The organism is Actinoplanes rectilineatus, from assembly GCF_000962825.1.
Lineage (GTDB): Bacteria > Actinomycetota > Actinomycetes > Mycobacteriales > Micromonosporaceae > Actinoplanes > Actinoplanes rectilineatus.
The window spans coordinates 24,011-50,498 of the sequence record NZ_JZKF01000027.1 but is presented as its reverse complement, the minus strand read 5'-3'; the positions used below and the strand labels follow the sequence as shown (position 1 = coordinate 50,498).

General features: G+C 72.7%; 27 protein-coding genes and 1 pseudogene. 18 read left to right on the top strand and 10 right to left on the bottom strand.

Annotated elements, in window-relative coordinates; genetic code table 11:
- Positions 1-56: 56 nt before the first annotated feature.
- The 6 genes from WH85_RS21325 to WH85_RS21300 all read left to right on the top strand — a co-directional run bounded on the left by WH85_RS21325 (position 57) and on the right by WH85_RS21300 (position 6,038).
- Positions 57-1,427 (top strand): hemolysin family protein, encoded by a 1,371-nt coding sequence (locus WH85_RS21325; RefSeq protein WP_045743696.1) that lies wholly within the window; start codon positions 57-59, stop codon positions 1,425-1,427.
- Positions 1,424-2,497, top strand: coding sequence for a hemolysin family protein (locus WH85_RS21320; RefSeq protein ID WP_045743695.1), 1,074 nt, complete (start codon positions 1,424-1,426; stop codon positions 2,495-2,497). Before WH85_RS21325 ends, WH85_RS21320 begins: the two co-directional genes overlap by 4 nt.
- Before the next feature lie 155 nt (positions 2,498-2,652).
- Complete coding sequence (locus tag WH85_RS21315) at positions 2,653-2,919, top strand: GlsB/YeaQ/YmgE family stress response membrane protein (protein ID WP_045743694.1); 267 nt, start codon at positions 2,653-2,655, stop codon at positions 2,917-2,919.
- A 148-nt stretch (positions 2,920-3,067) separates the two neighbouring features.
- Positions 3,068-4,159: a TetR/AcrR family transcriptional regulator gene (locus WH85_RS53750; RefSeq protein ID WP_045743693.1), complete on the top strand. Its 1,092-nt coding sequence runs from the start codon at positions 3,068-3,070 to the stop codon at positions 4,157-4,159.
- Entirely contained in the window at positions 4,159-4,734 is a 576-nt protein-coding gene (locus WH85_RS21305; protein ID WP_045743692.1) for a hypothetical protein, read from the top strand. The genes WH85_RS53750 and WH85_RS21305 overlap by 1 nt, the downstream gene beginning before the upstream one ends.
- Positions 4,731-6,038: a PEP/pyruvate-binding domain-containing protein gene (locus WH85_RS21300; RefSeq protein WP_052720607.1), complete on the top strand. Its 1,308-nt coding sequence runs from the start codon at positions 4,731-4,733 to the stop codon at positions 6,036-6,038. Before WH85_RS21305 ends, WH85_RS21300 begins: the two co-directional genes overlap by 4 nt.
- Here the strand turns inward: WH85_RS21300 and WH85_RS21295 are convergent.
- Complete coding sequence (locus WH85_RS21295; RefSeq protein ID WP_157411138.1) at positions 6,013-6,576, bottom strand: hypothetical protein; 564 nt, start codon at positions 6,574-6,576, stop codon at positions 6,013-6,015. The two genes, WH85_RS21300 and WH85_RS21295, sit on opposite strands and share 26 nt — an antisense overlap.
- Positions 6,577-6,797: 221 nt before the next feature.
- Between WH85_RS21295 and WH85_RS21290 the strand changes: the two genes are divergently transcribed.
- The 6 genes from WH85_RS21290 (at position 6,798) to WH85_RS21270 (ending at position 10,437) form a co-directional block, all read left to right on the top strand.
- A complete protein-coding gene (locus WH85_RS21290; RefSeq protein ID WP_045743689.1) occupies positions 6,798-6,980 on the top strand; it encodes a hypothetical protein in 183 nt (60 codons plus the stop codon).
- Positions 6,977-8,089 carry a sensor histidine kinase gene (locus tag WH85_RS21285; protein WP_052720605.1) on the top strand — a complete coding sequence of 371 codons (1,113 nt, stop codon included), beginning with the start codon at positions 6,977-6,979 and terminating at the stop codon, positions 8,087-8,089. The genes WH85_RS21290 and WH85_RS21285 overlap by 4 nt, the downstream gene beginning before the upstream one ends.
- Positions 8,086-8,721, top strand: a complete 636-nt coding sequence (locus tag WH85_RS21280) for a response regulator transcription factor (protein ID WP_045743755.1) — start codon at positions 8,086-8,088, stop codon at positions 8,719-8,721. Before WH85_RS21285 ends, WH85_RS21280 begins: the two co-directional genes overlap by 4 nt.
- A 138-nt stretch (positions 8,722-8,859) precedes the next feature.
- Positions 8,860-9,690: a nucleoside-diphosphate kinase gene (locus WH85_RS21275; RefSeq protein ID WP_045743688.1), complete on the top strand. Its 831-nt coding sequence runs from the start codon at positions 8,860-8,862 to the stop codon at positions 9,688-9,690.
- Between the two features lie 41 nt (positions 9,691-9,731).
- Positions 9,732-9,878, top strand: a complete 147-nt coding sequence (locus tag WH85_RS50615; RefSeq protein WP_157411136.1) for a hypothetical protein — start codon at positions 9,732-9,734, stop codon at positions 9,876-9,878.
- A 25-nt stretch (positions 9,879-9,903) separates the two neighbouring features.
- Positions 9,904-10,437 carry a GNAT family N-acetyltransferase gene (locus WH85_RS21270; protein WP_083449148.1) on the top strand — a complete coding sequence of 178 codons (534 nt, stop codon included), beginning with the start codon at positions 9,904-9,906 and terminating at the stop codon, positions 10,435-10,437.
- Here the strand turns inward: WH85_RS21270 and WH85_RS21265 are convergent.
- Positions 10,430-10,732, bottom strand: coding sequence for a hypothetical protein (locus WH85_RS21265; RefSeq protein ID WP_045743687.1), 303 nt, complete (start codon positions 10,730-10,732; stop codon positions 10,430-10,432). The two genes, WH85_RS21270 and WH85_RS21265, sit on opposite strands and share 8 nt — an antisense overlap.
- 128 nt (positions 10,733-10,860) lie before the next feature.
- Between WH85_RS21265 and WH85_RS21260 the strand changes: the two genes are divergently transcribed.
- The gene (locus WH85_RS21260) at positions 10,861-12,606 is read left to right on the top strand and encodes a hypothetical protein (protein WP_045743686.1); all 1,746 of its coding nucleotides are present in this window, start codon (positions 10,861-10,863) and stop codon (positions 12,604-12,606) included.
- Here the strand turns inward: WH85_RS21260 and WH85_RS21255 are convergent.
- The gene (locus WH85_RS21255; protein ID WP_157411135.1) at positions 12,571-13,794 is read right to left on the bottom strand and encodes a sensor histidine kinase; all 1,224 of its coding nucleotides are present in this window, start codon (positions 13,792-13,794) and stop codon (positions 12,571-12,573) included. The two genes, WH85_RS21260 and WH85_RS21255, sit on opposite strands and share 36 nt — an antisense overlap.
- Before the next feature lie 111 nt (positions 13,795-13,905).
- Here WH85_RS21255 and WH85_RS21250 point away from each other — a divergent pair, with 111 nt between their 5' ends.
- Genes WH85_RS21250 through WH85_RS21240 form a run of 3 tightly spaced genes read left to right on the top strand, consistent with a single transcriptional unit; the run spans position 13,906 to position 16,519 of the window.
- Complete coding sequence (locus tag WH85_RS21250) at positions 13,906-14,553, top strand: DedA family protein (RefSeq protein ID WP_045743684.1); 648 nt, start codon at positions 13,906-13,908, stop codon at positions 14,551-14,553.
- Positions 14,469-15,644, top strand: a complete 1,176-nt coding sequence (locus tag WH85_RS21245) for a glycosyltransferase (RefSeq protein ID WP_045743683.1) — start codon at positions 14,469-14,471, stop codon at positions 15,642-15,644. The genes WH85_RS21250 and WH85_RS21245 overlap by 85 nt, the downstream gene beginning before the upstream one ends.
- On the top strand, positions 15,641-16,519 hold the full coding sequence (locus WH85_RS21240) for a DUF998 domain-containing protein (RefSeq protein ID WP_045743682.1): 879 nt from the start codon (positions 15,641-15,643) through the stop codon (positions 16,517-16,519). The genes WH85_RS21245 and WH85_RS21240 overlap by 4 nt, the downstream gene beginning before the upstream one ends.
- Here WH85_RS21240 and WH85_RS21235 read toward each other — a convergent pair.
- The 7 genes from WH85_RS21235 to WH85_RS21205 form a co-directional block, all read right to left on the bottom strand.
- Entirely contained in the window at positions 16,446-18,041 is a 1,596-nt protein-coding gene (locus WH85_RS21235; RefSeq protein ID WP_045743681.1) for a dipeptide ABC transporter ATP-binding protein, read from the bottom strand. The two genes, WH85_RS21240 and WH85_RS21235, sit on opposite strands and share 74 nt — an antisense overlap.
- Complete coding sequence (locus tag WH85_RS21230; RefSeq protein WP_083449147.1) at positions 18,038-18,919, bottom strand: ABC transporter permease; 882 nt, start codon at positions 18,917-18,919, stop codon at positions 18,038-18,040. Before WH85_RS21230 ends, WH85_RS21235 begins: the two co-directional genes overlap by 4 nt.
- A complete protein-coding gene (locus WH85_RS21225; protein ID WP_045743680.1) occupies positions 18,916-19,869 on the bottom strand; it encodes an ABC transporter permease in 954 nt (317 codons plus the stop codon). The genes WH85_RS21230 and WH85_RS21225 overlap by 4 nt, the downstream gene beginning before the upstream one ends.
- A 4-nt stretch (positions 19,870-19,873) precedes the next feature.
- The gene (locus WH85_RS21220; protein WP_045743679.1) at positions 19,874-21,517 is read right to left on the bottom strand and encodes an ABC transporter substrate-binding protein; all 1,644 of its coding nucleotides are present in this window, start codon (positions 21,515-21,517) and stop codon (positions 19,874-19,876) included.
- Positions 21,518-21,528: 11 nt separating this feature from the next.
- Complete coding sequence (locus WH85_RS21215) at positions 21,529-22,680, bottom strand: acyl-CoA dehydrogenase family protein (protein WP_045743678.1); 1,152 nt, start codon at positions 22,678-22,680, stop codon at positions 21,529-21,531.
- Positions 22,677-23,834, bottom strand: a complete 1,158-nt coding sequence (locus WH85_RS21210; RefSeq protein ID WP_045743677.1) for an LLM class flavin-dependent oxidoreductase — start codon at positions 23,832-23,834, stop codon at positions 22,677-22,679. Before WH85_RS21210 ends, WH85_RS21215 begins: the two co-directional genes overlap by 4 nt.
- A gap of 103 nt (positions 23,835-23,937) precedes the next feature.
- Entirely contained in the window at positions 23,938-24,771 is an 834-nt protein-coding gene (locus tag WH85_RS21205) for a LysR family transcriptional regulator (protein WP_045743676.1), read from the bottom strand.
- 99 nt (positions 24,772-24,870) lie between these two features.
- Here WH85_RS21205 and WH85_RS21200 point away from each other — a divergent pair, with 99 nt between their 5' ends.
- Entirely contained in the window at positions 24,871-25,578 is a 708-nt protein-coding gene (locus WH85_RS21200; protein WP_211275410.1) for an alpha/beta hydrolase, read from the top strand.
- Positions 25,575-26,468, top strand: a pseudogene (locus tag WH85_RS54165) (ketopantoate reductase family protein); the annotation flags it as partial. The gene WH85_RS21200 and the pseudogene WH85_RS54165, both read left to right, overlap by 4 nt.
- Positions 26,469-26,488: the final 20 nt, after the last annotated feature.

The following is a 26,488-nucleotide window of genomic DNA, read 5'->3' as shown; positions in this document are numbered from 1 at the left end:
ACCCGGCCGGGAGTGACCCGGCGCTTTGTCCACCGCTGCGAGAGCGGTGCCGCCCTGTGTTGATCGCGATCGGTATTCTCACGATTGTCCTCCTCACGGCGGCAACCGGCTATTTCGTGGCCCAAGAGTTCGCCTACGTGGCGGTCGACCGGGAACGTCTGCGGGTGATGGCGGACAACGGTGACGTCGCCGCCCAGCGCGCACTCACGGTCACACAGAAACTGTCCTTCGTCCTCTCCGGGTCACAGGTCGGCATCACGGTGACCGCCCTGCTGGCCGGTTACGTCTCGGAGCCCTTCCTCGGCGAGGGGACGGCGGAGCTGCTCGGCATGACCGGTCTCTCCGAGGCCGTGACCACCTCGATCTCCACCGTCTTCGCGCTGCTGTTCGCCACCGTCGTCCAGATGGTGCTGGGCGAGCTGGCGCCGAAGAACCTGGCGATCGCCAAACCCGAGACCCTGGCCAAGGCCCTGTCCCGGTCCACCCTGATCTACCTGACCGTGGTCGGTCCGCTGATCCGGGTCTTCGACGCCACCGCCACCCGGCTGCTGCGCGCCCTCGGCATCGAGCCGGTGGAGGAGCTGCCCCAGGGCGCCACCTCCGAAGACCTCGACCGGATCATCGCCGACGCGAGCAGCCACGGTGCTCTCGACGAGCACTCCGCCCGGCTGCTCGACCACGGCCTCGACTTCCGGACCCGCACCGCGGCCGAGTCGATGCGCCCGCGGGTCGACGTGACCACCATCGGCGCCGACGAGCCGGCGTCGCGGGTCGTCGAGCTGCTGGACACCGGGCATTCCCGGTTCCCGGTGATCGGTGACGACGTCGACGACGTGATCGGCATGATCTCGATCGCCGACGTGGCCGCGATCGCCGCCGAGGAGCGCGCCGGCACCCCGGTCCGCGGCCTGGCCACCACGCCGGTGGTGATCCCCGAGTCGGCGCGGCTGCCCGAGGTGCTCAACCTGCTCAAGGCGCAGCACCGGCAGACCGCGATCGTCGTCGACGAGTACGGCGGCTTCGCCGGCATCATCACGCTCGAGGACGTGGCCGAGGAACTCGTCGGCGAGATCCGCGACGAGGACGACCTGCCCGAACCGGTCATCGAGAAGGCCGGCGACGGCACCTGGCTGGTCCCCGGCCGGGCCCGCGTCGACGAGATCGCCGAGGCGACCGGCATCCGGCTTCCCGACGACGACATGTACGACACGGTCTCCGGTCTCATCCTCGCCCGGCTGGGTCACCTGCCCGCCGCGCACGAGGAGATCGAGGTGGAGCTCCCGCCGCAGATCGACGAGGACGGCAGCCCGCTGCCGCAGGGCGTCGCCCGGCTGACCGTGGTCGCCGTGCACCGCCACGTCCCCGACCGGATCGCGCTCACCGTGGTCCACGAGCACAGCGAGTCCGACGGGCAGGTTCCGGCATGAGCACCACCTGGTCACTACTGATCTCCGTGCTGCTGCTGGCCGTCAACGGGTTCTTCGTGGCCGCCGAGTTCGCCCTGGTCGCCGCGAAACGGCATCGCCTGGAGAACGCGGCCGCCGAAGGATCCCGGGGCGCCCGCGCGGCACTCGCCGGCACCCGGCAGCTGTCGATGATGCTGGCCGGTGCGCAACTCGGCATCACCCTGTGCACGCTGATCCTGGGCGCGCTGGCCAAGCCGACGGTGGCGCACCTGCTGGAGCCGGTGTTCACCGCGCTGGGCCTGCCGGACCAGGCGGCGTACGTGGTGGCGTTCGTCATCGCGGTCGTCCTGGTCGGCTTCCTGCACGTGGTGGTCGGCGAGATGGCCCCGAAGTCGTGGGCCATCTCCCACCCGGAGACCTCCGCGCAGCTGCTGGCGATCCCGTTCGTCGGGTTCACCACGGTGCTGCGGCCGCTGCTGGCGGCGCTCAACGGCCTGGCCAACGCCTGCCTGCGGCTGGTCAAGGTGACCCCGCAGGACGAGCTGGCCCAGGTGCACAACGCCGAACAGCTCCGGATGCTCCTGGAGACGTCGAAGGAACACGGCACGATCGCGGACGCCGAGCACGAACTGCTCACCGCGATGCTGAAGGTCCAGTCGACGACGGTCCGTGAGGTGATGGTCCCGACCGCGGACATCGTGACGGTGCCGGCCGACGCCGACGCCCGCGCGATCGAGCTGCGGAGCACCGCGACGGGCCGGTCCCGCCTGGCGGTGACCGGTCCGGACCAGACGATCGCCGGGGTGGTGCACCTGCGGGACGCGGCGAAGGCGACCAGTCAGGGCCGGTCGGAGACGGCGCAGAGCCTGATGACGGCGCCGTTGCCGCTGTCGTCGGAGACGAGCGTGCTGGACGCGATCGCGGCGATGCGGCAGCGGCGGGGGCACCTGGCCCTGGTCGCGGACGACGACCGTGTGATCGGCCTGGTCACCCTCGAGGACCTGCTCGAGCAGGTGATCGGCCAGTTCGACGACGAGACCGACCCGGTGATCGAGGCGGCTCGTAAGGCGGGCCGCACCGCCACCAGGTGATCCGTTCGCCACAGCGGGCCGCCGGATTCCGGCGGCCCGCTGTGTTCCGCCCGTTTCCCGCCCCGCTGAAGATCATCGGCATGGCCCTCGTCACGTTTGGCGGACGGTGATCTTCGGGAATCCCTCTGTCACCCCCTAGTCACCAAGGAGCTGACATGGAGATCACCGGCTTCTTCGCTGCCGTCATCATCGGTCTGATCGTGGGCGCGCTCGGCCGCCTCGTCGTGCCCGGTAAGCAGAACATCCCGATCTGGCTGACCCTGCTGATCGGTGTGGTCGCCGCCCTGATCGGTACGTTCCTGGCCGCTGCCCTGGGCGTCGCCGAGACCCCCGGCATCGACTGGATCGAGATCTTCCTGCAGATCGGTCTCGCCGCTGTGGGTGTGGCCCTGGTCGCCGGCGTTCGGGGCCGTCGCCCGTAAACGCCCCTCCTCTGCTTTCCGCGCCCGCCGTGCCCGTCACGGCGGGCGCGGCCCGTTCTGCATGATCGGAGAATCCAGATGTTCTCGTCATCTGGATGATGCGATCATCGGGATGGTCGGCGTATCGTCGCACCGTGCTGGAGACACGATGGCTCGTCTGACACGGGCCCGGCTACAGGCGCGCACCCGCGCCGCCATCCTGACCGCTGCCGCCACCGAGTTCACCGAGCGCGGCTACGCCGACACCACGGTGGACCGGATCGCCGACCGGGCGGAGCTGACCCGCGGCGCCGTCTACTCGAACTTCCCCGGGAAACGCGCCCTCTACCTCGCCGTCCTGCTCGACTCCGTGCATCGTGCCGCCGCCGGCACCCCGGTCCCCAAGACCACACCGGAGACCCTCGAACCGGCCGCGAAGGCGTTCGCCGCCGTCTGGCTCGAGCGGCTCCCGCTCGCCGGTGACAGCACCGCCGCCGGGCGTCTGCGGTCCTGGTCACCGGCCGGGCTGTTCGACGACGACGCCGGCCGGACCACCCTCGGCGGGCTGCTCCGGGTCGAGAGTGTGCTGCTCGCCCAGGCGCTGGAGACCCGCGGTCCCGGCGCCGGCCACCGTCTGCGGCTGGCCGAGCTGATCCTCACCCTGCTGCACGGCGCCGGTGATCTGGCCGCCGTCGCGCCCGGGTTCGGTGACCCGCTCGAGGTGGCGAACGCGTGCGGCCGGCTGGCCACCGCCGACCTGGTCGAGGAGTGGAATCCGCCCTACCTGGGCTTCGTCGCACCGGCCCTGGCCTGTGACGACCCGTGGTCGCCACCCGGCCCGCTGGTCGACGTGGTGACCGGGCAGCCGGCCGGGTTCGGCGGGGACGGTGTGGTCGTCGTCCTGGGCTCGGCGCGGCTGGGTTCGGTGGTGGAGGCGGTCCGGTCGGCGCGCCCCCACGACGCGCTCACCATCGCGGTGACCGTCACCGACCCGGATGTCGGCGCGCTCGTCCGGTTGCGCCTCGCCGACATGGGTGCCTGCCTGGCCCGGGTGTTCGAGCCGGTGCGTCTCCCCTCGGTCCGGGTGGTGCTCGACGACGACCGGGAGCTCAGCACCGCGGCCGGCGTGGGCCGGGCGTCCGTCTCGGACCAGACCGAGGCGGCGATCCTGATCCGGGACGGCGCGGTCGTCGCCCGGGCGGAGGGCCGGGGCGCCGCTCACGCCGCGGCCACCGCCCAGCTGCGCACCGGGAGCCGCTGATGAGCGTGCCGGTGCTGCACGCGCTGCGGTGCATGGGGTTCGCCGAGCCGCCGCGGATCGCCGGCGCCTGCGGGGCTCCTGAGGCCGAGGTGGAGTCACAGCTCATCGATCTGGCGGTGGCGGGGCTCGTCACGCGTACCCCGGGTGGTTTCGGCGGTTGGGGGTTGACCGGCGCCGGGAAGCGGGAGGACGCCCGCCGGGTCCACGCCGAGGTGGAGGCGGCCGGGGCGCGGGCGGCGCTGACCGCGGGCTACCAGCGTTTCCTGGTGCTCAACCCGGAGCTTCTCGATCTGTGCTCGGCGTGGCATCTGCGTCCGGGCGCAGCCGGTGATGCCGGCTATGACGCGCGGGTGATCGGCAGATTCGCCGATCTGGACCGACGGGCGGCCGCGGTCTGCCGCGACCTGAGTGCGGCGCTGCCGCGTTTCGCCACTTACCGGGTACGCCTCGGCGACGCGCTCGCCCGTGCCCAGGGCGGCGAGGTGGAGCATCTGACCGACAGCATGACCTCGTATCACAGTGTGTGGTTCCAGTGGCACGAGGATCTGCTGTGCACGCTGGGGATTCCGCGGTGACTCCGGTGCGCCCGCTGTCACCGGATCTCCGGGAGCCGCCGGCGGTCATCGGGGCCAAGGCGCACGGGCTGGCGGTCATGATGCGCCTTGCGCTGCCCGTACCCCCGGGATTCGTTCTCGGAACCGACGCCTGCCGTGAGTCTCTGCGCGACGGCCGGCTTCCGGCGGGTTTCGGCGACGCGCTGCGGGGGCTGGAGTCGGCCACCGGGCGGGTCCTCGGTGACGCGGAGCGGCCGCTGCTGGTGTCGGTGCGGTCCGGGGCTGCCGTGTCGATGCCCGGCATGATGACCACCGTCCTCGACGTGGACCGCACATCCGTGCTGGTGGACGCGGTCCGGACCGTGTTCGGGTCGTGGCACTCCCCGCGGGCCACCACCTACCGGGAGATCCACGGCATTCCCCACGACGGGGGCACCGCCGTGATCGTCCAGGCCATGGTCAGCGGTCATCGCGACCGGCACAGTGCCGCCGGGGTCGCGTTCAGCCGGGATCCCCGCTCCGGTGCCCCGCAGCCGTTCGGGGAGGTGGTGTTCGGCCGGTCCGGCGACGCCGTGGTCTCCGGCCGGGCCGGCACGCTGCCGCTGGCCGCGCTCGCCGAGCGGATCCCGGGCGCGGCGGAGGCGCTGGCCGCAGCCCTGGACCGCCTGGAGCGGCACTACCGGGACGCCTGCCAGGTGGAGTTCACCGTCGAGTCCGGCCGGCTGTGGCTGCTGCAGGTGCGTCCCGGCGGCTACACCGGCCGGGCCGCGGTCCGGGTCGCCGTGGACCTGGCCGAGGAGCAGCTCATCGACCGGGACACCGCCCTTGACCGGATCACCCCGGCTGCCGTACGCGCCGCCCGGGTCCCCCGCCTGACCGGCACCGCCGTGCTCACCCGGGGGCAGGGGGCGAGTCCCGGCGTGGCGAGCGGCCGGATCGCGGTGACCGCGGACCGGGCCGCCGTGATGGCCGCCGACGGGCCGGTGATCCTGGTACGCCCGCACACGTCCCCGCTGGACATGCACGGCCTGGCCGCCGCCGCGGGTGTGCTCACCGTCCTCGGCGGCCCGGCCTGCCACGCCGCCGTGGTGGCCCGGTCGATGGGCCGTCCCGCGGTCGTCGGTGCGGGCGCGGTGACCGTCGACGAGGCCGCGGGCCGCATCCGGGTCGGCGAGCGGGTCCTGCCGGAGGGCACCGTGATCACGGTGGACGGCACCGGCGGTGAGGTCGTCCTGGGGCACGCCGAGGCCACCACGGCCGAAGACCCGCACCTGACCCGGCTGCTGGAGTGGGATCGGGTCAGGAGGGCGCCACCTCGGTCGTGAACACCGAGGTGGCACCGGACGCCAGCCGCACCGACACCGTCAGCCGGGTCGTCCCGTCCCGCTCGGGCGTCGCCACCGCGGTCAGCGCCAGCCCGTCGCCGACGGGTTCCACCTCGACGTCGCGGTCGACGCCACCCACGCGGGCCCGGGCCGACCAGCCGGTGACCGCGCCCTCGCCGCTCTCCGCACACAGGTGGACCAGGGTGGTGCCGTGCGCGTTCTCGGTGCGGATCCGCAGCGTCCCGTGGCTGTCGGTGAGGGCCTGCGACGTCCGGGCCGGGCAGGGCCCGTCCGGCGCCGGCTCGATCATGTCGAGGCCGGCGAGCACGGCGCTGACCCCGGTGATCAGGATGAGGACGGTCAGCATCGACCGGTGGACCATCCCGCGCCGGGGCGGGCCGACCGGGTGGCGGCGTGCCTCCATCAGCAGGAGCCCGCCGCGATGGCGGACCAGCACGTGCGGCCTGATCCCGGACCGCGGATTCCCCCGGCAGTAGTGGCGTACCGACGCCGGCCTCTGTCCCTCGGCCATGATCACCGCGTCTTTCCCTGTGGTCGGTGTCGCTACAGCCTTCTACGGCCGCTCGGGCGGGCGTACACCGGGTCCCCGCGTGGTGGGGGTCCACCAGGGTTGGTGGTGCGCGGTGCGGTCCCGATCGCGGCCGGCCGGGCCGCCGACGGGACTGGTGGGTGTCTCCACCCGGATCTCCACCCTTCGAGGGAGCCGTTCCCCCGGGGGCGGTCCCTAGCGTGCCTGGCATGGACATCACTCGTGTCATCGGTGCCGTTGTCAGCCGGGCTCTGGAGGAACGCGACGGGAAGGGCCGGGGGCGGGCGTTCGCCGCCGTCGCCGGGATTCTGGTCGTGGCCGGGCTGGTCTTCGTCGCCTATCGTCTGTTCGTGCTCGACCTGATTCTGACCCTGGTGCGGGACCGCGGTTGAGGCCGGTCCGGCGGCTGGCGGAGATGGTGTGGCGCGACGACCCGGAGACCGGCCGGCTCGTCCGGGTCGTGGTCAGTGGCCTGCTGGTGTGGGCGCTGGCCGTCCTGGCCCCGGCCGGTGTCCGCCCGGTGCTCGGGGCGGCCCTGGCCGGCTGGGTGCTGTTCCTGGTGGCCGACCGGCGGTGGCCGCGGGCCGCCCGGGCCGGGCTGGCCGCCGCGGCCCTCGTCAGCGCCACGGTGGGCGCCGTGCCGGACGAGACCGCGGCGCTGCTGTTCCTCTACACGACCCTGTTCACCTTCGTGCTGTTGCCGCGTACCCCGTGGTGGCCGGTCGTCGCCTTGGCGGTGACCGTCCTGGCCGTGTTGCTGGCCGGTCTGGGCCTCGCCGGCCGTGGTGCCGGCGAGATCGCCGGGCAGGCGGCGCTGATCGTCGTCCTGGTGCTGTTCAATCTGCACCGGCGGGAGCATCGGATGCGCGCCGACGAGGCGTTACGGTCGCGGGAGGCACAGGCGAGGGCCGCGGCCCTCGACGAGCGGGCCCGGATCGCCCGGGAGTTGCACGATGTGCTGGCGCATTCGCTCGGTGCGCTCGGCGTCCAGTTGGAGGTGGCCGAGGCCGAGCTGACCGAGCGGAACGACGTGGCCGGGGCGGCGGCCCGGATCCGCCGGGCCCGTATTCTTGCCGGGGACGGCCTGGTGGAAGCCCGGTCGGCGGTGGCCGCGCTGCGGGACGACGTGCCGCCACTGGCGCGGGCCCTCGCCGATCTGGTCGAGGCGCACCGGACGGACCACGCCGCCGCGGTCACCCTGCGTGTCGAGGGTGCGCCGCGCCGGCTCTCGTCCGGGGCGGAGGTGTCGTTGTTGCGTACCGCAAGGGAGGCCCTGACCAATGCCGGCCGGCATGCGCCCGGCGCTCCGGTGACCGTCGTCCTCGATCTTCGCGGGCCGAAGGCCCGGCTCTCGGTGGGCAATCCGCTGCGTGATCCGGTTCCGCTTCGTTTCGGGTACGGCCTGAGCGGTGCCCGTGAGCGGCTGGCCCTGGTCGGCGGCACGTTGGAGGCGGGCCCGGCCGGTGATGGGTGGACCGTGGTGGCGGAGGTTCCGGCGTGACCGGCCCGGCGCCGCTGCGGGTCCTGGTCGTCGACGACCAGCTCCTCGTCCGGGAGGGGCTGACCGCCCTGCTCGGGCTCATTCCCGGCCTGGCCGTGGCCGGGGCGGCGGCGGACGGCGCCGAGGCCCTGGAGATGATCGCCGCGGAGCAGCCCGACGTGGTCCTGATGGACCTGCGGATGCCGGTCCTGGACGGGACGGCGGCCACCTCCCGGATACGGGATCTCTTCCCTGCCGTGGCGGTGGTGGTGCTGACGACGTATGCCGACGACGATTCGATAGCGGGTGCCCTGGCTGCCGGTGCCCGCGGCTACCTCACCAAGGACGCCGGCCGGGCCGCCATCGAGACGGCCGTGCGCGCCGCCGCGACCGGTCATGCCGTGTTCGATCCGCTGGTCGCGGCGCGGCTGGCCGATGCGATGGCCCGCCCGGCGGCGCCGCCCGGCCGTCTCACCCCGCGGGAGGCCGAGGTGCTCGGGCTGATCGCCCGCGGGCGCACCAACGCGGAGGTCGCCGCCGCCCTGTTCGTCACCGAGGCCACCGTCAAGACACACGTCAACAACGCCTTCGCCAAGATCGGTGCTCGTAACCGGACCGAGGCGGCCGCCTGGGCCACCCGCCACCGGCTCTGAATTCGCCACGCCGGGGCGGGGAGGTGTGCGCCGCGTCTAGGATCGGGGTGGCCAGCCACCACTGCGAGGAGTCCGGGCATCAACAACGTTCTGAGCCGTCTCCTGCCCGGAAGCACCAAGCCCTCCGAGCGTGCGGTCGTGCTGCTCAAGCCCGACTGCCTGGAGCTGGGACTGGTCGGTGAGGTGGAGCGGGCGATCGCCGCGCAGAAACTCGTCATCACCTGCCGTCACCATCTGACCCTGAACGCCGGCGACATCCGGTTCCTCTGGTCGGAGTACTCCGATGCCGGCAACGCGCTGACCCTGGCGCTGCTGGACCGTTATCTGACCCACGAGCCGTCCGAGGTGCTGCACCTGCGCGGCCCGGACGCCTTCGAGGCGGCCCGCCGGGTCAAGCGGACGATCCGGTCGCGGCACGCCGAGGGGCCGTTCGCCAACGTGGTGCACGCCGCCGAGCGGCGCGGTGAGCTGGCCCGGCAGGTGACCCGCCTGTTGTGGCGGTGTGAGGCGTGTTCGTCGCCGTTCGTCTCCGGGGAGGATCCGAACAACGCGCCCCGCCCGCACGGCGAGGACTTCCGGGCCCTGGTGGATCTGCCGAAGTTCGTCGACGACGTGTGGCCGAGTCTGCGGGAGGCGGAGGCGCCGCCGCCGTTCCGGCTCGGCCCGGGTGTCGCCGGCACGGCCGTCTACCTGGGCTGGGATCCGGCGCATTCGCTGGATTCGGCGGTCACCGCGCTGCGGCAGGCGCTGCCCGGCATCCACCTGGCGCACGCCCTGCTGCACGTGCTGCACGCGTCGCGGACCGGGGACCATCCGGTGGCCACCGGCGACCCGGCGGCGCTGGAGCACTGTGTGCGGGCTCTCGCGGCGCACGGGTTCCACACCACGCGGATCGGGCCGTACCGGACGGCGGCCACCGCCTGGGTCCGCGATCCCGACCATGAGCAGGGAAATCTCGACCATCTGTGATACCTTCGCGGACCTCACGACGGACATCGGGGGGTGGCATCATGATCGGATTGTTGGCCGGGCTGGGCACGGCGGTGGTGGCGCTCGCGGTGGTCGTGGCGGCCCGGCGCCGCCGGGGCTCCGGCAACACGGGTGTGCGGACGGCACCGTTCGCCGGTGTGCGGGAGCACCCCGACAACCGGGGCTGACGACCGTCGCTGTGACAATGCATCGATGATCACTTTGACGACGGAACGGCTGATCCTGCGCGGCTGGCGCGACGACGACCTGGACGCGCTCGCCGCGATCAACGCCGACCCCGAGGTGATGCGGTACATCATGGACGGGCAGGTCCGTGACCGGCAGCAGACCGAGGCCGGCCTGCGCCGCTTTCAGGCGGGCTGGGCGGAGAACGGTTACGGCATCTTCGCCATCGAGCGCGACGGCGAGCTGCTGGGCTGGGCCGGTCTGGCCGTGCCGACGTTCCTGCCCGAGATCATGCCGGCCATGGAGATCGGCTGGCGGCTGGGACGGCACGCGTGGGGTCAGGGGTACGCCACCGAGGCGGCCGCCGCCGCGCTGCGTTTCGGGTTCGAACAGCCCGGCCTGGACCGGATCGTCAGCATCCGGCACATCGACAACGACCGGTCGGCCCGGGTGATGACGAAACTCGGCATGACCCACGAGCGCGACACGGTCGTACCGGAGGTGAACCAGCCGGTGGCGGTGCACGCCATCACCAGGGAGCAGTACGGCAGGCTCAGCTGACCGACATCCGGATCAGCGCGTTCCCGCCGAGCAGCAGGACGTCCGCGCCGGCGACCAGGGCCATGCCCAGGTTCAGCCGGCGCGACGCCTCGACCGGGTCCTTCTCGAGGACACCGCGGATCGTCTGGAGCACCGCCACCACCACCAGCGGGATGCCGACGATCAGCAGGTAGCCGACCTGCGACGGGGTGTTGCCGCGCAGCACCAGCAGGCTCACCATCACCGCCGGCAGCACGCCGAAGAACAGCACGGCGAGCGGTGCGTACCAGCGCAGCCCACGGGCCGGGTCCGTCATCAGTCCTCCAAGCAGTAACCACCGAGCGAAGCCGCGGAGATCGTATCCGGGTGGGTACCGGACGGCCGCGAGCGCGGGGCCGATAGCCTCGGCGGGCGACATGCTGTTCCGGAAGGGAAGACCCGGTAGTGGACGACCTGCGCCTGTTGCGCGCCTACGAACCGGTGGCCCGGTTCACCGAGGGTGAGTATTTCTTCCCGGTGTCGGTCGACAGATACGTCAGCCGGGCCAGCCTGTGGCGGATCGAGCCGGGCGAGAGCCCGGTGGAGGAGGTCCCGGCCGGCGGGCTGACCCTGGACACCCTGGCCGAGGTGGCCGCCGCCGACGAGGGTCTGCGTCATTCGCTGTCCGGGATCGGCACCGACACGAAACTGGCGCACATCCCGTTGCGGGAGCGTCCGCCGCATCTGCGCCGGGCGAGCCGGCTGGCCGCGGTCGGTCTCATCGCCCGCTTGGTGGACACCGTCAACCGGGCGTCGTTGTTGTTCCGCGGGAGCCTGCCGGGCGGCAGCGCGGCCCGCTCGTTCCTGCTGCAACGTGACCATCTGCGGCCGGAGCAACCGGTCTACTACGGCCGGGTGGTCCGTGACGGCCCGTGGATCGTCTGCCAGTACTGGTTCTTCTACAGCTTCAACAACTGGCGGTCGGCGTTCGGCGGTGTCAACGAGCACGAGGCCGACTGGGAGCAGGTGACGATCTACCTGGACGGCACCGGTGTGACCGGCCCGGACGGGGTGCCGCCGGCCCGCTGGGTGGTGTATTCGGCGCACGACGAGACCGGCGACGACCTGCGGCGGCGCTGGGACGACCCGGACCTGACCCTGGACGGCGGGCGGCATCCGGTGGTGTTCGTCGGCGCCGGGTCGCACTCCGGCGCCTACGTGCCGGGCGACTACCTGATCACCGTACGGCCGCCGAAGCTGCGCGGTGTGGTGAACGCGCTGCGCTGGTCGGCGCGGCTGCTGGCGCCCTGGTCGGCGGAGCACAAGCCGCAGGTCGGCATCCCGTACATCGACTACGCCCGCGGTGACGGCCCGGCGATCGGCCCCGGCCACGAGCAGTCCTGGGAGCCGGTGGTGATCGGCGACGACACCCCGTGGGTGCGGGGTTTCCGCGGCCTGTGGGGACGCGACACCCGGGACCGCCTGGGTGGCGAACGCGGCCCGGCCGGCCCCCGCTACGACCGGGACGGATCAGTGCGCCCGTCGTGGGCCGACCCGGTCGGCTGGGCCGGGCTGGCCAAGGTCGCCCCGAACCCGGACGCCGAACGCGAACTGGTGGAGATCCGCCGGCAGCGCAACGAGAAGCGGCTCGCCGACCTGGACGCCGAGATCGGGGTGCTGCACGATGACCTGGCGGTCGGCGCGGCCGGGCTGCCGGCCGGCTCGCCGGAGGTGCGGGCGCTCTTCGACGACGAGCGCAAGCTGCTGAACCTGCGCCGGGAACGGACCCGTCTCGCCGACGAACAGGCCCGGACCGTCACCGACCTGCCGCTGTCCGAGCATCCGCACGCGCACCTGCTGCACCGCCGGGTGCCGATGGAGCCGGCGGTCGGGGTCCGCGCCCGGACGTTGTCCTGGTGGGCGGTGGCGAGCACGCCGCTGATCCTGTGGGCGGCCGGTTCGGCGCTGTCTCCGTTCGAGGGCATCGGCGCGAAGGCCACCGCCGGCATCCTGCTGCTCGCACTGCTGGTGGTGGAGGGCCTGGTCCGCGGTAAGTTCCTGGCCGTGCTGCTGCGCCTGGTGGCGGCGGCCGCCGTGGTCGGTGTGCTGGTGCTGCTCTGGGTCGACGGCCGGTACGTGGTGACGTTCGCGTTCTTCGCCGCCGCGCTGATCGTGTTACTGGTCAACATCCGGGAGTCGTTGCGCCGGTGAGTCGGCGGGCAGCGGGAACCGGGCCACCACCCGGTACCCGCCGTGCGAGTGCGGGCCGGTCCACATGGTGCCGCCGGCCAGCCGGGCCCGTTCGCGCATGCCGATCAGCCCGTGGCCGGGGTGCTGGGGTTCCTCGATCGGGCGGGCCGGCCCGGTGGGGCGGCCGTTGACGACCTCGACCAGCAGTTCGGTCCCGGACGCCGCCACCTTGACCCGTGTCGCCGCGCCCGGGGCGTGCCGGACCACGTTGCTCAGCGATTCCTGGACGATGCGGTACGCCGCCAGGCCGACCGCGTCGGGCAGCGCCGACGACGGGAGGTCACCGGTCACCTCCACGTCGACCGGGATGCCGCCGCGGCGGGCGGACGCGGCCAGGTCGCCCAGCCCACCCAGGTCGGGCACCGGGTGCAGTTCCGGTCCGGCGGTCTCCTCGCGCAGCACCGCCAGCAGCCGGCGCATCTCGCGCAGGGTGGTACGGGTGTCCGCCGCGATGCGGGAGAACTCGGCCCGCGCTTCGGGGTCGAGGCCGGGCAGGCGGTACGCCGCCGACGTCGCCTGCATGTGGATGACCGACATGCTGTGGGCGACCACGTCGTGCAGTTCCCGGGCGATCCGGCCGCGTTCCTCGACCAGCGCCCGTTGCGTCTGTTCCAGCAGCACGTCGCGGCGGGCCGACACCAGTTCGCGGTGCACGGCGGCCCGCTGGCTCCACAGGATGGCGCCGAAGAGCACCAGCACCGAGTTCGTCGCGTAGATGATCAGCGACGCTTCGGCGTGGTCCAGGCCCCGGCCCAGCGGGTCGGCGACCACCAGCACGATGCAGAAGAACGCGCTCGCCCACCAGGTCGCCACCGCCTCCTTCCACGGGCAGCGCGCCCCGATGAGCCCGATGTGCAGGACCAGCACCACCAGGACCGGCACCGGCAGCGGCCAGATGCCGTCGGTGTCGGTGTCCGACCAGGAGAACATCGCCACCCCGGCGAACTGCAGCACCGTCGCCGGGTGCGGGCGCAGCAGCACCAGGGGCAGGGCCGCGCACTGGGCGCTCGCCGCCATGTAGGCGAGCAGCACCGGCACCTCGTACACCGATGTCGTGATCGTCGCCGTCGCCACCAGCAGCAGGCCGGCGCTCAGTCCGAGCAGCAGCCACCACTGCATCCGGACCGGCCGTGCGCCATTCGTCCCCACCGCTAGGACGGTACCGGTGGAACCCCTACGGGAGAGTCCTCCGCCGGAGGCACCCGACCCCCTACCGCGGGGTGACGACCCGCGCGGTGTCCGAGATCGATTCTTCTCGGTATGGATCCGACGCAGGCGTACGCGATGCTCGGCCCTCTGGTCCTCCTCGAGGGCCCGGTCGCCACGGTGACCGCCGGTTCGCTGGTGGGGGCCGGTCTGCTCCGGTTCTGGCCGGCGTGGCTGATCGTGGTGGCGGCCGAGGTGCTCGGGGACAGCCTGCTGTGGCTGCTGGGTCGCTGGGGCCGGCATCCGCGGGTCCGGCCGCTGCTGGCGCGGCTCGGCATGACGGACGCGCGGCGGGACCGGTTCACGGCGGCGGTCGCCCGTTCCCTGCCCCGGATGGTGATCACCGCGAAGCTCGTCGACGTGGTGGCGCTGCCCGCGTTCGTCGCCGCCGGGCTGGCCGGGGTCCGGTTCGGACGGTTCGCCGCCCTGGTGACCGCGGCCGCCGCCGTGCGGGCCTCGGTGCTGGTCGGCCTGGGTGCCGCGGCCGGCGCGCACCTGACCGGCCTGCTCGCCCGGCCCGGCGGGTTCCTGCTGGTCACCGCCGTGGTGGCGGTCCCGGTCGCGCTGGTCCTGCTGACGATCCGACTTCGCGAGAAACGACACGAGAGGCGACACGCATGCGCATCCTCATCGGCGCCGACACCTACGCCCCGCACGTCAACGGCGCTTCCTACTTCGCGCAGCGGCTCGCCGGCGCGCTGAACCGCGAGGACGGCGCCGACGTCCACGTGGTCTGCCCGGCCGACGGTGTCCGCAGCACCACGCGGGTCACCGCGGACGGGATCACCGAGCACCGGGTCAGGTCGCTGCCCGTACCCGGCCATCAGGGTTTCCGGTTCTGCCTGCCGGTGGCGTTGCGCCGGGCCGCCGGGCGGATCCTCGACGAGGTCCGGCCGGACGTGGTCCACGTGCAGAGCCATTTCCCGGTCTGCCGGGCGCTGGTGGACGCGGCGTGTGAGCGGGGTGTGCCGGTGGTCGCGACGAACCATTTCATGCCGGAGAACCTCACCCACTACCTGCCGGTCGGGGACGCCGGGCGGCAGCTGGTGCACGAGTGGGCCTGGCGTGACGCCGCCCGGGTGTTCGCCAAGGCCGACGTGGTGACCGCGCCGACGCCGTACGCCGCCGCCCTGGCGACCCTGGCCGGGGTGCCCGGCCCGGTGCTGCCGATCTCCTGCGGCATCGATCTGCGCCGGTTCCGGACGGCCACGCCGGCCGGCGAGTTCCGGCTGCGGCACGGCATCCCGGCGAAGCCGACGGTCACCTACGTCGGGCGGCTGGACGCGGAGAAGAACCTGGACGTGGTGCTGCGGGCGTTCGCCGAGGTGGCGGTGGACGCCCACCTGGTGCTGGTGGGGGCGGGCGCCGAACGCCACCACCTGGAAGAGCTGGCAGAGAAACTGAATATCACGAGAAATACGACCTTCACGGGTTTCGTGCCGGACGACGAGCTGCCCGCCGCGTACGCCGCGACCACCGTGTTCGTCAACGCCGGCACCGCCGAGCTGCAGAGCCTGGTCGTCCTGGAGGCGATGGCCAGCGGCCGTCCGGTGGTCGGCGCCGACGCGGCCGCCCTGCCGCACCTGGTCGTCGACGACGAGACCGGCTACCTCTTCCCGCCCGGTGACCACGCCGCGCTCGCCGCCCGGCTGCGGACCGTCCTCGCCGACGAGGCCCGCGCGCAGGCCCTCGGCAAGCGGGCCCGCCAGGTCGCCGAGCAGCACGACGAGGCCCGGACCGTCGCCGCGTTCCAGCAGCTGTACGCCCTGCGCGCCGGCGTGACCGTCCGGTGACCGTCGTCGCCCGCGACGTCGCCCGCTGGTACCGCAACGCCCTGGCCGGGCTGGTCCTGTCCGCGGCGGCCGGCGCCGGCATGCTGGTCACCGGGGGTGTCGACCCGATGGATCAGATGCTCAGCGACGTGGTGGGTTCCCCGGCCGGCGCGGTGCTGCTGGCGTTCTCCGCGTGCGCGCTGGCGGTGTCCGCCGCCTGGATCGCGGTCGGCGCCCGGCGGTCCCTGCCCCGCGATCCGCGGCTCACCGGGCTGCTGACGTGCTGGGGTGCCGGCCTGGTCGGGGTGGCCGTCTTCCCGACGAACCTGCCGGGCGCCCCGGTGACCGTCGACGCGGTCGTTCACCGGGGCAGCGCCGCGGTGGTGGCCGTCCTGCCCCCGGTCATCGCGCTGCTGGTCGCGCAGTCGGCGGGCAGCCGGGCGCTGCGGGCGGCGGCGTTCACCACGATGGCCGCGTGCGCCGTGTTCGGGGCGGTGAACGCCCCCGCGTTCCTGGGCGGCACCGGCCTGCCGCCGTACGCGGGGCTCGCCGAGCGTCTGCTGCTGGCGATGGTGCTGCTGGTGACGGCGCTGACCGCGTACACCGTCAAAACGGCCGGGCGGACCCTGCGGTGCGAGATCTGCGGGAGGCCGCTCTCTGCCGTCGCTTTTCCCCGGGGTACGCGCATGCCCTCACCGTTTCGCGTCAGAGGTGACTCCGGCGTCCTCCCGATAGGAGAGTCCCGCCACGGCGGTCACGAGACGCCGGTGGCCGTCCACCACGAGCAGACTCTCGTGCGTACCCGCGGAAGGATCGCGGCGGTCAGAGGGCATCGGCACGCCGGCCGGGGATGGCGTCGATCAGTTCCCGGGTGTATTCGCTGGCCGGGTTGGTGAACACGGTCGCCACCGGGCCGTCCTCGACCACCCGCCCGCCGTTCATCACGCTGACCGTGTGCGCGAGGGAGGCGACCACCGCCAGGTCGTGCGAGACGAACAGGTACGAGAGGCCGAGGTCGCGTTGCAGGTCGGCGAGCAGCCCCAGGATCTGTTCCTGGACCAGCACGTCGAGGGCGGAGACCGGCTCGTCCAGCATGATCAGGTCAGGTTCCAGGGCGAGCGCGCGGGCGATGGCGACCCGTTGCCGCTGGCCGCCGGAGAGTTCACTGGGCAGCCGGTCCAGGTAGGAGACGGGCAGCGCCACCTGGTCGAGCAGTTCCCGGGCCCGGGCCTGCCGGGAGCGCCGGGTGCCGACCCGGAACGACTGCAGCGGCTCGGTGATCGACTGGCCGACGGTGAACTTCGGGTCGAGGGTGGCGAACGGGTCCTGGTGCACCAGCTGGGCCTTGCGGCGCAGTGGCCGGAACGCGCGCCAGCTCAGGTCGGCCGTCTCGGTGCCGTCGAGCACCACCGAGCCGCTGGTCGCCGACTCCAGCCCGAGCGCGATGCGCAGCGTGGTCGTCTTGCCGCAGCCGGACTCGCCGACCAGCGCGTGGGTGCGCCCGCGCGGCACGGTCACGCTGACGTCGTCGAGGGCCCGGAACGTGCCGAACGTCTTGCCGACGCCGGTCAGGGTGAGGATCGGCGCGGGCTGCGGCTGGTCACGGACGTCGAAGCGCGGCACCACCCGGCCGCCGTGGGCGAGACGCGGCGCCGCCGCGATCAACGTCCGGGTGTACGCCTGAGCCGGGTCCCGCAGGATCGCCCGCGGGTCGCCCTCCTCCACCTTGCGGCCGTGCCGCATGACGACCACCCGGTCCGCGCGGTCCGCCGCCACCGCCAGGTCGTGCGTGATGATCAGCAGCGCGATGCCCCGGTCGCGGACGAGGCCGCCGAGGTGGTCGAGGATCCGCTTCTGCACGGTCACGTCAAGCGCGCTGGTCGGCTCGTCCGCAATGATCAGTTTCGGGCGTCCGGCCAGGGCGATGGCGATCAGGGCGCGCTGCCGCAGACCACCGGACAGTTCGTGCGGGTACTGCCGGGCCCGCAGCTCGGGGTCCGGCACACCGGCCTGCTCCAGGAACGTGATCGCTTCCGCGTACGCCGCAGGCTTGGCGACACCGCGCAGGGTGACCGCCTCGGCGACCTGATGGCCCACCCGCTGCGTGGGGTTGAGGCCCACCATCGGATCCTGCGGGATCAGGCCGACCACCGACCCGCGCAGCCTACGGAGGGTCCGTTCGCCGGCGCCCGCGGTCTCGACCCCGTCGATGATCGCCGAGCCGGCGGTGATCCGCCCGCCGGCCGGCAGCAGACCGATCAGCGCGTTGGCGGTGGTGGTCTTGCCGGAGCCGGACTCACCGACGATCGCGACCACCTCGCCGGGCGCCACGTTCAGATCAAGTCCGGTCACGGCCGGGTGCACCTGCCGGCGCCGCAGATAGCCCACGTCCAGTCCGGTGATCGACACCAGCGTCATCGGGACAGCTCCTGGAAGGTCTTGGAGAGGTGATTCAGGCTGAGCACCAGCAGCGCCACGAACACCCCGGGAAGCAGGCTGAGCCACCAGGAGGTGATCAGGTAGTTGCGGCCGTCGGCGATCAGCGTGCCCCACTCGGCGGCCGGCGGGGCCGCGCCGAACCCGAGGAAGCTCAGCGACGCGATGGCGATGATCGCCACGCCGGCGTCCAGGACGGCGAGCACAGCGACCGGCCCCCACGCGTTCGGCAGGATGTGCCGCAGCAGCACCCGGGCCCAGGACGCGCCGCCGGCCCGGGCCGCCTCCACATAGGGCAGGGTCTTGACCCGCAGCACCTCGGCACGGGTGGTCCGGGCGAAACCGGGGACGATGCCGACACCGACGGCCACCGCGACCGGGAGCGTGCCGTACCCGAGGGCGGTGACGATCGACAGCGCGAGCAGCAGGCCGGGGATGGCCAGCAGCACGTCGACGAACCGCATCAGGATCGAGTCGGTGATCCCGGCGAAGAACCCGGAGACGATGCCCAGCCCGAGGCCGGCGACCCCGGCGATGCCGAGCGCGATCAGGGTGGCCCGGATGGTCAGCGCCGAGCCGTGCAGGACCCGCGACCACAGGTCCCGGCCGTAGATGTCGGTGCCGAACAGGTGGTCCGCGCCGGGCGGCAGCATCGCCGCGGCGGGGTCGGTGGCGTACGGGTCGTAGCCGGTGAACCAGCCCGGCCGGAACGCCGAGATCAGCACGAACGCCACCCAGGCGGCCGCGATCAGGAACAGTGGCCGGCGGATCAGCTGGGCGGTGGTGGCCCGCAACCCGGAGATCTCACGCGTCTCGGTGGGCGCGTCCACCACCACCGGTTCGACGACCTGAGCTGTCACAGCAACGTCCCCTCCCCCGCCGTGATCCGCGGGTCGAGCAGCGGGTAGAGCAGGTCGACGATCAGGTTGACCAGGACGAACACGGTCGCGGCGAGGGTCACCACGGCGAGCACCACCGGCACGTCCTGGGAGAGCACCGCCTCCTGGGCGAGCCGTCCCACGCCTTCCCGGGTGAACACCGTCTCGGTGACGATCGAACTGGTCACCGCCGTCCCGATGATCACGCCGAGCAGGGTCATCGCGGGCAGCGCGGCGTTGCGCAGGGCGTGCTTGAGGTGGACGGCCGAGCGGGACAGGCCCTTGGCGCGGGCGGTGACGATGTACGGCTGGCGCAGCGTCTCGTCGAAGCTCTTGATCAGCACCTGGGCCAGCACCGACGATGCCAGCACCGCGATGGTCAGCACCGGCATCACCAGCGCCGCGATCCCCTCGGTGCCGGTGGCCGGGAACCAGCCGAGCTGGAACGAGAAGAACTGGATCAGGAACAGCGCGATGAAGAACTGCGGGAACGACGCGCCCACCGCGGGCAGCCGGGTGAGCAGCACCCGCAGCGGGCCGAGCCGGACGAACGTGGCCAGGTAGGCCAGCACCGACCCGAACAGCAGCGCGGTCACCGCGGCGGCCGCGCTGAGCTGCAGGGTCGGGCCGATCCGGGCGCCGATCAGGTCGGTCACCGGCTGCCGGGTGGTCAGCGAGATCCCGAAGTCGCCGTGGAGCACACCGGTCAGGTGGTGCCAGTACTGCGCGCCGACCGACCGGTCCAGCCCGAACGCGGCCTTCATCCCGGCCAGTTGCTCCGGGGTCAGGCTGTCCTCCTGGACGCCCGCGGCGGCCAGTTGCAGCTGCATCGGGTCGCTGGGCAGCAGGTAGAGGATGGCGAAGGTGAGCGTGTACGCGGCCCAGAGGACCACGGCGGCCTGCAGGACGCGCCCCACGACGTACCGGGTCATCGGTTCAGGACTTCCACACGTCGTTGAGCTTGAGGAACGACTCCGAGGTGAAGGCGAACCCGTGGACGTTCCTCGCGACGCCGGCCTTCTGCACCCGTTCGAACAGCGGGATGGTCAGGGCCTGGTCGATCAGGTAGTCCTGCAGTTCGGCGTACGCCGCCTGCGTCTGCGCCGCGTCGGTGGTCTCGATGGCCTTGGCGAACAGCGCCTTGACCTGGTTGATCTCGTCGGCCGAGCCGATCCGGGAGGCGAGTGCCTTCGAGTTGGCCACGTCGGGGTTGATGATGAACTGCAGGGCGCCCGGGTCCGCCCGGGTGAAGTAGGTGCCGGTCAGGTCGTACGAGCCCTCGGCCAGGTAGGTCGCCGACTGCGCGGTGGTGAGGGTGCGCAGTTCCAGTTTGATGCCGGCCTCCTTGACCTGGGCCTGCAGCAGTTCGGGGCCGGGGCCGGTGGCGGTGGACGGCAGCGGGTAGTCGATCACCAGCTGTTTGCCGTCCTTGACCCGGTAGCCGTCCGGTCCGACGGTCCAGCCGGCCGCGTCCAGGATCTGCCGGGCGCCGGCCAGGTCGTGGGCGACCTTGGCGGCCTCCGACTTGAAGTACGGGGTGGTCGCGTTGAACGGCCCCTGCACCTCGGGATAGTCCGCGCCGAAGATCGTGGTCGCGTACGTGCGGGTGTCGATCGCCTTGGAGAGGGCCCGGCGGATCTGCGGGTCGGCGAGCGGCCGGCCGGCGGTGGTGTTGCTGAACAGGGTGCTGGCCACGCCGGGCAGGGAGCGCTTCTCGACGGTCGCGCCGGAGCGGGTGATCAGCGTTTCGTCCTGCGGGGTGAACGGGTTGCGCGGCCAGGCGATGTCGATGGCGCCGCTGACCAGGTTGCCCGTCCGGACGCTGTCCTCGGCGACGTAGCTGAACTCGACCCGGTCCAGCCGGGCCTCGCCGCGGTTGGCGGCGAGTTCCGACCCCCAGGTGTAGCCGGCCCGCTTGGTCAGGACGGTCTCCACCTTGGGCGTGTAGTGGTCCAGCTGGAACAGCCCGGAGCCGACCACGCCCGTGCCGAGGCACCGGTCCGCGGGCGTCCGCGCGAACGCGGCCGGGTCGATGATCGCCAGGTTGGTCGTCGAGGTGGCCTGCAGGAACGACGAGTTCGGCTTGCTCAGGGTCAGTTTCACGGTCCGCGGGTCGATCACCTCGGCGCCGGTCAGCCCCTGGATGTACGAGGCGCCGTACGCCGCGCCGTTGGTGGCCTCGACCGTCTCGATCCAGCCCTCGGCGTTGTCGGCGACCGCCTGCGCGTCGAGCTTCACCCCGTTGGCGAAGGTGACGCCGTCCTTGAGGGTGAAGGTGTAGGCCAGGCCGTCCGGGCTGATCTCCCACTTGTCGGCGAGCCACGGCACGATCCTGCCGGTCTGCGGGTCCTGGTCGGTCAGCGAGTCGGCGAAGTTACGGATGATCGACCGGTGTTCGATCCAGTAGACCTGGAACGGGTCGATGCAGGAGAAGTTGGCGTTGTCCGGCCAGAACGAGAGCTTCAGCGTGCCGCCGTCCTGCGGGGTGCCGGAGCCTGCGTCGTCGCCGGTGCCGCCCGCGCAGGCGGACAGGGCCAGGAGCCCCGCCAGTGCCGCGATCGCTGGTCTGAAGCGCTTCATGATCTTTTCCTTCAGGAGGTGGAGAGGATCCGGCGTCCGCCGGCAAGAAGTGCGGCGTCCTCCTGCGGCGGGTGCACGCGGATGCACAGCGCGTCGCGCAGGTGACGCTCCAGGGGGTTGGACCTGGTCAGGCCGGGGTTGCCGAGGGCGGCCACCGCGGTCTGGGTCGCGGCGATCACCGCGCGGGCGATGGCCACCTTGATCAGGGAGAGTTCCGGCAGCAGCGTGGTGTCGCCGGCCTCCAGGCGCAGCAGCGCGCCGTGCAGCAGCGTCTCGGCCTGCACGATCTGCAGGTCGATCTCGCCGGCCACCGCCTGGATCCGCTCGGTCTCGGCGATCGGCTTCCCCAGGGCGGCCGGCACCCGGGTCCGGGCGTAGTCCACGAACGCCGCGCGGGCGGCCCGGGCCACCCCGATGTAGAGCGCCGGGTGGCCGAAGCCGCCCGGCCCGGTGGCGACCGCGGGATCCCGGTAGACGCCGTCCGCGCCGCGCGGGATCTCGGTGAAGGCCTCCGGTGGCAACCGGACGTCGGCGTAGACGACGTCGTGCGTGTTGGAGGCGCGCAGGCCCAGGTGGTCCCAGGTCTGCTGCCAGGTGATGCCGGGCAGGTCGCCGGGAACGACCACGTGACCGACCCGGCCGTCGTCGGCGAGCACCCACACCACGTGGTACGCCAGGCCGGCGCCGCCGGTGGCGTACGCCTTGTGCCCGTTCAGGATCCAGCCTTCGGGCTCCCGGACGACGGTGGTCCTCGGCAGGCCGCCCCGGGCCGGGGCCCCCAGCTCGGGTTCGGCGCGGACCGCGTTGGCCAGGGCCGGGCCGTCCTGCGACCGGCGCAGCAGGTCCTCGTAGGAGAACGCGGGCCAGGACGGGCGGGTGTCCTGGGCGGCGTGTGTGTTCAGCAGGTTCGCCGCGAGCAGCCCGACCGAGGCGTCACCCTCGCCGAGCGCGGTCAGGATCCGGGCGGTGTCGCGGGGTCCGGCCGCCGGTCCGCCGTACCGGGCGCCGACCGTGGCGGTCAGCAGACCGGCGCGGTGCGCGACCGCGAGGCCCGCGATCGGGAGGTCGCCGGTCCGGTCGTAGTCACCGGCCGTGGCGGCGATCTCCGCGGTGACCTTGGCGAGCGCGCCGGCCGACAGGTCCGGGACGGGGAACCGGCTCATGCGTAGTTGCCCAGGTGTTCGGCCTGCAGGGTGCCGCGCCGGCCGGTGGCCCGGCGGTGCGCGATCTCCTGGCGGACCAGCGGCAGGATGTGCTCGCCGTAGTCGACCGCGTCGGCCAGGGTGTCGTACCCGCGGATGGAGACCAGCGACGCGCCCCGGTCCACGTAGTCCAGGATCGCGGCGGCCACCGTCTCCGGTGAGCCGACCAGGGCGGTGGAGGCGCCGGCGGCGTTGGTGACGGCGGCGGTCCGGGTCCACAGCGCGCGGTCGTAGCGTTCGGCCCGGTCGGCGAAGGTGAGGGCCCGCTGCGAGCCGACGTTCTGCGGTACGCCCTTGCGGTACGGCTGTTTGCCGAACGACGTCGCGATCCTGTCGACGTAGACGTGCGCCTTCTGCCACGCCTCCGCGTCGGTCTTCGCGATGATCGGGCGGAACGTCACCCAGATCCGGGGCAGCGTGGTCCGGCCGGCGGCGCGGGCGATGGCGTGCACCCGGTCGATCTCGCTGCTCAGGTCGTCGAGGGGCTCGCCCCAGAAGCTGAAGATGTCGGCCTTCGCGCCGCCGACCGCGAACGCCTCGTCGGACTGGCCGCCGATCGAGATGGGGATCGGGCTCTCGTACGGTGCGAAGCCCGGCCCGAAGTCGTCGAACTTGTAGAACTCGCCGTCGTGGCCGAACGCCGCCGGCTCGGTCCACGAGCGGCGCAGCAGGTCGACGTATTCGCTGGTACGGGCGTACCGACGGTCCTTGGGTAGGTAGTCGCCCTGCCGGGCCTGTTCGGCGTCGCTGCCGCCGGAGATCAGGTGGACGACCGCGCGGCCCTCGGTCAGCTGGTCCAGGGTGGCCAGTTTCTGGGCGGCGACGGTCGGCGGGGTCGTGTTCGGGCGCAGCGCCACGATCGGTTTGATGCGCTCGGTGAGCTGGCCGACCGCACTGGCCACGACGAACGAGTCGGCGCTCGACGACCCGTAGGGCAGCAGGGTGTAGTCGTAGCCGCCGTCCTCGAGGGCGGCCACGTAGCGCCGGAAGTAGGGCAGGTCGATGCCGCGGGTCGGGATCGGCGCGAGCTCGGTCGACGGGTTGAGGTGCGCGAGGCTGATGAACTCCACCTCGGGTGACGCGGTGGGCGGGATGGTCTCGTCGAAGGTGCTCATGCGGGGTCCTCTCTACGGCACAATCCCCGGAACTCCCACCAAGCTAATAGGGATTGCGCCATGCTGTCCAACGACGATCCGCGATCATGGCGATCACGGACGCTTATCGGTCCAGCACCGAGCGCAACCCCGCGACGACCGCCGCGGCCAACGCCGGATCGGCACCGGAGCGGGCCCGCAGGCTCATCGCGGCGGGCGGCACCGGCGGCAGATCGGAGCGCTCGGCCAGACCCTCCGGGGTGCTCGACACCCGGGCCAGCAGGGCCACCCCGAGACCGCTGCGCACCGCGTCCACCACCCCGGCCACGTAGCCGCTGTCGCACACCACGTAGGCGTCCAGACCGCGTCCGGCCAGCGCGGACAGGGCCCGGCGGCGCAGCACGCACGGTTCCTCGATCGCCACCAGCGGCCACGAACGGCCCGCCGGAGGCCGCCAGTCCGGGGCGGCGTACCAGCTCAGCGGCAGGGTCCCGACCGGGATGCCCTCGGCCGACGACGCCTCGGCCAGGTGCACCGCGACGTCGAGCACGCCCCGGTCCACCGCCGCGTCCAGACGCCGGGTCCGGTCGATGCGGAACCGCACCTGATGGCCGGGCAGCGCCGCGGTCACCGCCGGCAGGATCAGGTCGGCGGCGTGCTCGGTGGTGCCGATCGTCACGGTGGGACGCTCCGGGCCGACCAGCCGGCGCAGTGCGTCGTCGTGCGCGGCAAGGATCCGCCGGGACTCGGTCAGCAGCGCCTGACCGTCCGGGGTGAACGCGGCACCCCGGCCCTGCCGCTCCACCACCGGCCGGCCGATCACCTTCTCCAGCCGGCGGACGTGCTGGCTCACCGCGGACTGGCTGATCCGCAGGGTCGCGGCGGCCCGGTGGAAACCGCCGCAGTCGGCCACCGCGACGAGACTGCGCAACGCGAGAATGTCGAGCACCTGTCCCATGTCGCGGACGCTAGCAGCGAATTGATAAGTCTTTGCATTCAGTTCCGATCGGAATTAGGTGTTGGACAGCCGCGCGGTGATCACGCGATGCTGACCGGCATGACGAACGCGTACGACGAACCCGAGGGCATCGCGCCCCGCGGCACCGTGGTGGTGGCCGCCGGGCGCGGCGAGAGCACGGACGCCTACCGGCGGTTCGGCCGGCGGATCGCGGCGGACGGCTACCGGGTACGGGTTCTGCCGGACGTCGCGGCCGATCCGGCGGCCAGCTTCGCGGCGGTCGCGAAACTGCTCGGCGACGAGACGCTGCCGAGTCCGAAAGTGCTGGTCGGGGCGGATGCGGGGGCGCTTTTCGCGCGTACCCTCGCGGGGTCGGCAACGGACGGCCTGGACGCGGTGATCCTGGCCGGAGTCCCCACCGGGTCCTTCCCGGAGGTGACTCCGGAGGACGAGCTCGAGGCCCGGACCGGGTGCCCCACCCACCGCGGCGTGCTGTCCGGCGGCGCACTGACCCCCGGAGCGCTCTCCGCGGCCCCAATTCCTACTGAATTCATCGGCGAGATCGGTGAAGTGACGATCCCCACGCTCGGCCTGCACGGCGACGCCGACCCGGTCAGCCCACTCGCCGGTGCGTGGGCGGAGTACCCGGGTACGGTGGTGACCGTCGCCGGCGGACGCCACGACATACTCAACGACGTCACCCACCGCACGGTCGCCGCCACCGTCGTGCTGTTCCTGGAGCGGCTGCGGCTCGGCGCCGACCTCCCGGTGATCGCTCAGGAACTCCAGAGGCAGGTCTCGCCATGACCCGTTACGTGATCATCGGCGGCGGCGCGGTCGGCGCGACCATCGCCGCCGAACTGCACCGCGCCGGCGTGGACACGCTGCTGATCGCCCGCGGCGCGCAGCTCACCGCGATCCGCGACCGCGGCCTCACCTACGCCCGGCCGGACGGTGAGCACACCGTCGCCGTGCCGGTGGCCGCCGGACCGGCCGAGGTCACCCTCACCACCGACGACGTGCTGCTGCTGACCGTCAAGACCCCGGACGCCGAAGCCGCGATCCGCGATTGGGCGTGGCAGCCGGTAGCGGGCGCCGACGGCCCGGCCGCAACCGCGATTCCGCTGGTCACCCTGCAGAACGGGCTCGCCACCGAACGGATCGCGCTGCGCTCGTTCGCCCGGGTGGTGGGCGCCGTGGTCTGGGTCCCGGCCAGTTACGTGACGCCCGGCGTCGTGGTCAACCACGCCGAGCCGGTACCGGCCGTGCTGTGGCTCGGCCACTACCCGGACGGCCCCGCAACCGACGGCCTCGCCACGGTCGCCTCCGGCCTGCGGCAGGGCGGCTTCACGGTGACCGTGGTCGAGAACATCAGCGACTACAAGGCGAGCAAACTGCGCGGCAACCTGTTCAACACCCTGGACGCGCTCTACCGGCCGAGCGCGCTGCGCGACGCGGCCCTCAAGGCGCTGCGGGCCGAGGCCGACGCGGTGTACGCGGCCGCCGGCATCACCCCGGCGCCCCTGGAACGCGCCGGCTTCCGGGTCGTCGAAGTACCCGGCCAGGTGCGGTCGGGCAACTCCACCCGGCAGAGCCTGACCCGCGCCACCACGCCCGAGTCGGACTACCTGGACGGCGAGATCGTGCTGCTCGGCCGCCTGCACGGGGTGGACACCCCGCGCACCGCGGCGATCCAGGCCCGGGTGCACCGGGCCGT

Bases quoted from the DNA above. Each gene is read 5' to 3' on its own strand.
- WH85_RS21305 (WP_045743692.1), top strand. From the start codon at position 4,159: ATGAGCGTGCCGGTGCTGCACGCGCTGCGGTGCATGGGGTTCGCCGAG.
- WH85_RS21220 (WP_045743679.1), bottom strand. From the start codon at position 21,517: ATGAAGCGCTTCAGACCAGCGATCGCGGCACTGGCGGGGCTCCTGGCC.
- WH85_RS21225 (WP_045743680.1), bottom strand. From the start codon at position 19,869: ATGACCCGGTACGTCGTGGGGCGCGTCCTGCAGGCCGCCGTGGTCCTC.
- WH85_RS21265 (WP_045743687.1), bottom strand. From the start codon at position 10,732: ATGACGGACCCGGCCCGTGGGCTGCGCTGGTACGCACCGCTCGCCGTG.
- WH85_RS21205 (WP_045743676.1), bottom strand. From the start codon at position 24,771: ATGGGACAGGTGCTCGACATTCTCGCGTTGCGCAGTCTCGTCGCGGTG.
- WH85_RS21210 (WP_045743677.1), bottom strand. From the start codon at position 23,834: ATGAGCACCTTCGACGAGACCATCCCGCCCACCGCGTCACCCGAGGTG.
- WH85_RS21200 (WP_211275410.1), top strand. From the start codon at position 24,871: ATGACGAACGCGTACGACGAACCCGAGGGCATCGCGCCCCGCGGCACC.
- WH85_RS21290 (WP_045743689.1), top strand. From the start codon at position 6,798: ATGGACATCACTCGTGTCATCGGTGCCGTTGTCAGCCGGGCTCTGGAG.
- WH85_RS21245 (WP_045743683.1), top strand. From the start codon at position 14,469: ATGCGCATCCTCATCGGCGCCGACACCTACGCCCCGCACGTCAACGGC.
- WH85_RS21315 (WP_045743694.1), top strand. From the start codon at position 2,653: ATGGAGATCACCGGCTTCTTCGCTGCCGTCATCATCGGTCTGATCGTG.
- WH85_RS21320 (WP_045743695.1), top strand. From the start codon at position 1,424: ATGAGCACCACCTGGTCACTACTGATCTCCGTGCTGCTGCTGGCCGTC.
- WH85_RS21215 (WP_045743678.1), bottom strand. From the start codon at position 22,680: ATGAGCCGGTTCCCCGTCCCGGACCTGTCGGCCGGCGCGCTCGCCAAG.
- WH85_RS21235 (WP_045743681.1), bottom strand. From the start codon at position 18,041: ATGACGCTGGTGTCGATCACCGGACTGGACGTGGGCTATCTGCGGCGC.
- WH85_RS53750 (WP_045743693.1), top strand. From the start codon at position 3,068: ATGGCTCGTCTGACACGGGCCCGGCTACAGGCGCGCACCCGCGCCGCC.
- WH85_RS21270 (WP_083449148.1), top strand. From the start codon at position 9,904: ATGATCACTTTGACGACGGAACGGCTGATCCTGCGCGGCTGGCGCGAC.
- WH85_RS50615 (WP_157411136.1), top strand. From the start codon at position 9,732: ATGATCGGATTGTTGGCCGGGCTGGGCACGGCGGTGGTGGCGCTCGCG.
- WH85_RS21250 (WP_045743684.1), top strand. From the start codon at position 13,906: ATGGATCCGACGCAGGCGTACGCGATGCTCGGCCCTCTGGTCCTCCTC.